This window comes from Parafrankia sp. EUN1f, from assembly GCF_000177675.1.
Classification (GTDB): domain Bacteria; phylum Actinomycetota; class Actinomycetes; order Frankiales; family Frankiaceae; genus Parafrankia.
In genome coordinates this window covers 1-1,281 of record NZ_ADGX01000367.1, presented here as the reverse complement: position 1 = coordinate 1,281, position 1,281 = coordinate 1, and the positions used below count along the sequence as shown (strand labels likewise).

The 1,281-nt window shown below is 63.2% G+C and carries 1 protein-coding gene; it reads left to right on the top strand.

Annotated elements, in window-relative coordinates:
• On the top strand, positions 1–211 hold a 211-nt coding region (locus FREUN1FDRAFT_RS47315; RefSeq protein ID WP_232295626.1), incomplete at its 5' end, for a hypothetical protein.
• Positions 212–1,281 lie beyond the last annotated feature (1,070 nt).

The window sequence follows — 1,281 nt, the reverse complement described above, 5'->3', positions numbered from 1 at the left end:
GGGTTCCTTCGGGGGTGGCGGCGCTCAGGGTGGGTCGACCGGCTCGTTCGGGGGCGGTGGCGCTCAGGGTGGTTCCACGGGTTCCTTCGGGGGTGGCGGCGCTCAGGGTGGGTCGACCGGCTCGTTCGGGGGCGGTGGCGCTCAGGGTGGTTCCACGGGTTCCTTCGGGGGCGGTGGCGCTCAGGGTGGGTCGACCGGTTCCTTCGACTGAGAAATTCCTAGCATCCGCCTAGTTTTTATTAGGGCATGACCGGCAGCCCTCCCTTCTCCCATCCGGCGACATCTGTCAGGTGGGAGAGGCGGAGGGCTGCCGCTTGCATGGAGAGAGCTGGGTGGAATGATGTTGCGAGGATCTCCCTGATAGGGGTGTGTACTCGCACCAATCACACCAGGTGGGCCGGGTTGGTGATCTGATCTACTTTTGCCATGTGATCCGGTCCGGATAAGTTCGATGCTTTGCTGCCGCGAAATATGTCACTCGAAGATTTTCCGCAACACGCCGGTCTGGTGGAAGCGGCTGATCCGACGACTTGATAGCTACCATCCCGCTGCGACGAGGTGGATCCTGATGTCGAGCGGGGAAATCATGATTGTCAAGAAGACTTGGTCCGTTCTAGCTCTGGCCGGTGGAATATCTGCTGCCGCTATCTTGTCGGCGGCTCCTGCCAGGGCTGACATATCGATAGCCGTTGATCCGGCTCCGACCAACCTGGTGGCGCCCGTAGTCGCTGTAGGAGGCGGCCAGGAGAGTTTCGGAGAAGTTGAGCCCAGAATTTTGGATGCCGGACAGGGGGTGACTATTCCGAGTGGATTGAACCTCTCCATTCTGTCGACCGGAAGCATAACGATCGGTATTGGCGCGCCGATTACTGCGGAGACTATTGTCGGTGGCCCGACGAGTACCTTCGGTGCGGCGTCCAGCGCTCAGGGCGGGTCGACTGGCTCGTTCGATGGCGATGGAAGCCAGGGCGGGTCATCCCAAACAACCGGGCCGGTTAGGGAAGGCGTGACCATCGATATCTCCGGACCGCGGAACCCGGGTGGCAGGGAGACGACCGGGTCGTTCGGCGAGGGCGGGTCCCAGGGTGGGTCGACCGGGTCGTTCGGCAAGGGTGGCGCTCAGGGTGGGTCGACCGGGTCCTTTGGCAAGGGTGGCGCTCAGGGTGGGTCGACCGGGTCCTTTGGCAAGGGTGGCGCGTCAGGGTGGGTCGACCGGGTCCTTTGGCAAGGGTGGCGCGTCAGGGTGGGTCGACCGGGTCCTTTGGCAAGGGTGGCGCGTCA